Raw genomic sequence first — 3,594 nt, 5'->3', positions numbered from 1 at the left:
GCCCCGATGGGCCCGTCCACGGTTGGGGATCCGGCGCCGACCGCCGAGCCTGCCCACGGTCCGGCGGGTGCTGCTGGGCGTCGACCCCGACGTGCTCGACGCGGTGCTGCACGCCTGGCTGGCCGCGACCGCCCCGGCGCCGGCGGCGTTTCGGGCGGTCGCCGTGGATGGCAAGACCTGCCGCGGAGCTCGCCGACCCGAGGGGTCGCGGGTTCATCTGTTCTCCATCGTCGACCGCGCCACCGGGATCCCGTTGGGCCAGGTCAACGCCGGCCGGAGAGGACTCACGAGGAACGCCCGCGTTCGCCGCGGTATTGGACCGGCTCGACCTGACCGGCCTCGTGGTGACCGCCGACGCGTTATGCCGATGTCGGCATAAGGCGTCTTAGGCCGAGGTGTGGGTTATGCCGATCTGCTGGCCAGTGGCCTGCGTTGGGACCTGTGAACCGCCCTGAAATCCCCGGAGAGTGCTGATCTAGCAAGGAGAGTCAGCACCATGTCAGCACCGAGGAAATATGACCAGGAGTTCCGTGACCGTGCGGTGCGGATGTACCGCGACCGCCTCGCTGAGCAGGGCCTCGGCAAAGTCGATTCATGGTGCGGTGAGCAGATCGATTGGTCGGGCGGGATCACGTCCGTGATGTCGCAGTCCGGCGGCGATACAACTCCAGCCAGCGAGGCGGAGCAGGGTGATCGCGGTGTTGCGCAGGCAGGCCATGACCTGGGGTCCGTTGCCGACGCGTAGCTGGTGGCGGTCTTCGTCGAAGGTGACGTCGCGGACCCAGTGCAGGGAGTTCTCGATACCCCAATGCCCCTGGATCCAGGAGGCGACGACGCGGGGTTGGGCTTGGGTCATGGGGACCGAGCAGATGGCGTAGACGACCTCGATTCGTTTGCGGCCGTTGACGGTTCGAGTCCGGCGGACCTGCAGCACCTGGGCGGCGCCGGGCCAGTGCACCCACGCGGGAACCTCGACGGCTTTGACGGTTCGCCGGATCCGGCGGCCATGCCCGGTGTCCACGACGGAGGAGCCCGGGACGGTGGCCCAGGGCAGGTTCTTCAGCCGGTCGCGCAGCCTCGGTTGGTTGCCCTTGACCGTCATCACGTAGTCGGCCCCGCGTCTGGTCAGCCAGGACGCGGTGTCCCGCTGGCAGTGCAGTGCGTCGGCGGTGATGACCGTACCGGTCAGATCCATCGGCTCCAGCAGGTCCTTCAGAGCGGGGATCTCGCTGCCCTTGTCCGGTACGGCCAGCTGCCCGAGGACGGCGCGGTCAGCGTGGGCCAGCGCGGACAGCAGGTGGGGCCGAACACCTTCCACGGCGGCACCACGCATCGATTTGCCGTCGACGGCGATGACCTGCCACCCCTGGACGGTTCCGACCCGCAGCGCAGCCCAGGCTCCCAGGCGCCGGTCCAGGTCGTCGGCGTCCAGACCGGCGAGAGTTCGGCGGATTGTGGACTCCGAGGGTCGGCGCCGATCGGCACCAATACCCAGTCGTTGCAACGCATCCTGCCCTGCGTCGGCTACCCATTCACCAATCGCGACCAATGAGCCGGCGCCGGCAGCCACCGCCGCCGCGGCCACCGCGAGGATCCCCGACAAGGAGTGGCGCACCCCGCGCGGATCCCTCGGATCCGGCACCTGGGCGAACACCTCGGTAGCGGGATGCGCGCGAACGGGACCGTGGGAGAGGATGTCATGGCGGCGTGGGGTTCCCTGAAGACGTGCGGCGTGTGAGAACCCCATCGTCACCACGCCCACCATCCGCAACACGCCGGCCTTCAGGCGGCGTTTGTGCAGGTCACAGCCCCGTCGGCCGACTTTGCCGAGGCCCTGCCTCGCTGAGGGGGAGGACTCCAAGCTCGCCGCGAGGCGGCATGTCGGGAGTCTGCTGGACCTGAACCCGGCGACGCTGCGCAACTGGGTCGAGGATCTCGAGCGTACCGAGGGCACCCGGTCGCCGGCCGGGTCGCGGGCGGCGGAGTCCGAGGAGGTCCGGGCGCTGAAGAAGCGGGTGGCCGAGTTGGAGCGGGCCAACGAGATCCTCAAGACCAGCGCCGCGTTTTTCGCTCAGGCGGAGCTCGACCGCCGACTCAAGTGATCGTGGCCTACATCGACTCCTACCGGAGCCGGTTCGGCGCCCGTGCCGATCTGCGCGGTGCTGAGTGAGCACGGCATCCCGATCGCGCCGTCCACCTACTACGCTCACCGGGCCTGCCCGGTCTCGCCTGTGGCGCTGCAGGAGGCCTATCTGGCCCACGCGCTGCGGACCCTGTGGGAGGCCAACTGGGGCGTGTACGGGGTCCGTAAGCTGCACGCCGCGGCCCGCCGGGCCGGGCTGCAGGTCGGCCGGGACCAGGTCGCCCGGCTGATGCGGATCGCCGGGATCGTCGGCGCGGTCCGGGGCCGGCACGCCACCACCACGACCGTGCGCGAGGCCGGGGCGTGCCGGCACCCGGACCTGGTCGGTCGCGGCTGGGACACCCCCACCGGGATCGACCAGCTGTGGGTGGCCGACTTCTCGTACGTGTGGACGTTGACCGGGTTCGTGTACGTCGCGTTCGTCGTCGACGTCTACTCCCGCCGGATCCTGGGCTGGCGGGTCGCCGGCAGCAAGCACACCCCGATGGTCACCGACGCGCTGCACCAAGCCCTGACCACCCGCCGCATCAGCGAATCACGCTGGGAATCAACCGGATTGATCCACCACTCCGCTGGTGTCGCCGTCGCGGAAGGTGACCGCGCGGCGCAGCGCGGTCTCGACCAGGTCGGTGTGCAGGGTGTCGGCGAAGGCGTACCCGATGACGCGGCGGGAGCAGCCGTCGCGGACCGCGGCCAGGTACAGCCAGCCCTGCCCCGTGGCCAGGTAGGTGATGTCGGAGGTCCACACCACGTTCAGAGCCTCCTGGTCGAAGCGGCGGCCGACCAGGTCGGGGATGGCGTGCGGGTTGGCGTCCGCCAGGGTGGTGACCGGCCGCCACGGGCGCGGGCTGATCCCACGAATGTCGTTCTCCCGCATCAACCTCGCGACCGTCTTGACCGAGACGACCTCACCGGCCTCGCGCAGGTCCGCGGTGATCCGGGGCGCCCCGTTCACCGCGTCGGAGGCGTCGTGGGCGACCTTGATCTTGCCCAGCAGGTCAGCCCGGCGCGCCTGCCGAGGACCGGGCGCCGCGTCCCGTCGGGCCGCCCACGCGTAGTAGCCGGACCGGGACACCCCCAGCAGCTCGGCCATCCGCCCGATGGTATGCCTCGTGGCGGCCTTCTCCCCCTCGATCACCGCGAACGCCCGCTCGGGCTCGAGGTCTCCGTGGCGAAGAAGGCCGCTGCTTTTTTCAGGAACTCCCGGTCCATCCGCAACTCGGCGTTCTCCCCGCGCAGCCGCTCCAGCTCGGCCCGCTCATCGACGTCCAGCGCCGCCGGCGGGTCCACCATCCGCGACCGCTCGATCGCGACCCACCGCCCCAGCAGCTGCTCCCCGACCCCGATCTCCCGCGCCACCTGCGCGATCGTCCGACCGGTGTCGATAACCAGACGCGCAGCCTCCTGCCGGTACTTGGGGGTGTAACTCTTCCTCTTGGCACCCATCAGGG

The 3,594-nt window shown here is 70.2% G+C and carries 3 protein-coding genes, 1 pseudogene and 1 other annotated feature; of the genes and pseudogenes, 1 reads left to right on the top strand and 3 read right to left on the bottom strand.

Features of this window, described 5'->3' with window-relative positions:
* Nucleotides 1-592: 592 nt before the first annotated feature.
* Nucleotides 593-1,747 carry an ISAs1 family transposase gene (locus BN12_RS20955; RefSeq protein WP_235432577.1) on the bottom strand — a complete coding sequence of 385 codons (1,155 nt, stop codon included), beginning with the start codon at nucleotides 1,745-1,747 and terminating at the stop codon, nucleotides 593-595.
* A gap of 91 nt (nucleotides 1,748-1,838) precedes the next feature.
* Between BN12_RS20955 and BN12_RS26340 the strand changes: the two are divergent.
* Nucleotides 1,839-2,714 (top strand): annotated as a pseudogene (locus BN12_RS26340) (IS3 family transposase); the annotation flags it as partial.
* Nucleotides 2,060-2,192, top strand: a sequence feature (AL1L pseudoknot). (Overlaps the previous pseudogene by 133 nt.)
* Here BN12_RS26340 and BN12_RS20945 read toward each other — a convergent pair.
* Together BN12_RS20945 and BN12_RS25510 are read right to left on the bottom strand one after the other, a co-directional pair.
* The gene (locus BN12_RS20945) at nucleotides 2,691-3,281 is read right to left on the bottom strand and encodes an IS3 family transposase (protein WP_083454823.1); all 591 of its coding nucleotides are present in this window, start codon (nucleotides 3,279-3,281) and stop codon (nucleotides 2,691-2,693) included. The pseudogene BN12_RS26340 and the gene BN12_RS20945 sit on opposite strands and share 24 nt — an antisense overlap.
* Nucleotides 3,278-3,594: transposase (locus tag BN12_RS25510; protein WP_235432484.1), on the bottom strand; the 317-nt coding region annotated here is incomplete at its 5' end. The genes BN12_RS25510 and BN12_RS20945, both read right to left, overlap by 4 nt.

Source organism: Nostocoides japonicum T1-X7 (assembly GCF_001046855.1).
In the GTDB taxonomy this organism is placed as follows: Bacteria; Actinomycetota; Actinomycetes; order Actinomycetales; family Dermatophilaceae; genus Nostocoides; species Nostocoides japonicum.
This window is presented reverse-complemented; position numbering and strand designations above follow the sequence as displayed.

Excerpts from the sequence above, each read along its gene's own strand:
- BN12_RS20955 (WP_235432577.1), bottom strand. The coding sequence starts at position 1,747 with ATGGGGTTCTCACACGCCGCACGTCTTCAGGGAACCCCACGCCGCCAT.